This is a genomic window from Sphaerospermopsis reniformis, assembly GCF_005402885.1.
Lineage (GTDB): Bacteria > Cyanobacteriota > Cyanobacteriia > Cyanobacteriales > Nostocaceae > Sphaerospermopsis > Sphaerospermopsis kisseleviana.
The window spans coordinates 1-939 of sequence record NZ_BJCE01000510.1 but is presented as its reverse complement, the minus strand read 5'-3'; the positions used below and the strand labels follow the sequence as shown (position 1 = coordinate 939).

At 39.1% G+C, this 939-nt stretch carries 1 protein-coding gene; it reads right to left on the bottom strand.

Annotated elements, in window-relative coordinates:
* Positions 1–118: 118 nt before the first annotated feature.
* Positions 119–939, bottom strand: an 821-nt coding sequence (locus FFR48_RS28085) for a GTP-binding protein (protein WP_137669597.1), incomplete at its 5' end; no start/stop codon positions are given.

Below are 939 nucleotides of genomic sequence, written 5' to 3'. Positions count from 1 at the left end.
AAAAAATGAAACGCACTGCTATGGATAACGATTACATGATTCAAGTTCTCAGTTCTTGTTTCATTGACTCTACATTAGATTCCGATAAGCCCTTATGTCAAGCCTGATTGAGATGCTCTTACCCTGTTTCAATAACTGATAATAATTGTTGTAAACCTTCCCCTGTTTTACAGGAAATAGGAACTATTTCTTTAATATTAGTGTATTTTTGACGCAGTCCACGCTGGTCAAGATCCAGGGGGTGTTCATCAGTTTTATTTCCAACTAGGATAATAGGAGAATCACTGCCAAAGCTTTGGATAATTTTCAGCCAATATTCTAGTCTGTTTTGTTGTTCGTCTTCACGAGCATTAATAACTAATAGATAGAGACTGCGTTTAGTGAGAAAAAATTGGTGGGTAGCGTGCATGATTTCTTGACCGCCAAAGTCCCATATATTCAGTCGGATATCTTGGTTATTAACTTTAAGTTGCCAATTTTGAATATTGATGCCTTCGGTTTTACTTTCGTTTGGATCGAACTTTTTTTCAATCAGTCTTTTCACCAGGGAAGTTTTACCCACAGTTCCTTGACCTACCAGCAATACTTTAGCTTCATTGAGGGGTTGTTTTTTTTCACTTTGCAGAGAAAAATAGTAGCTCAGAATTTTGTCAGGTTCACCCAAATTATCCCAACTGCTACCTAAAATTTCTTCTGGAATATTTAGCTGATTCCCACACAAGTCTAGTTTTTTGAGTTTAGATAGTTGTTTAATCGCATCAGGCAAGGTTGTCAGTTGATTGTGACTGAGGTCAAGCCGGCTGAGGTTGGTGAGTTGTTTAATCGCATCAGGCAAGGTTGTCAGTTGATTGTGACTGAGGTCAAGCCGGCTGAGGTTGGTGAGTTGTTTAATCGCATCAGGCAAGGTTGTCAGTTGATTGTGACTGAGGTCAAGCCGGC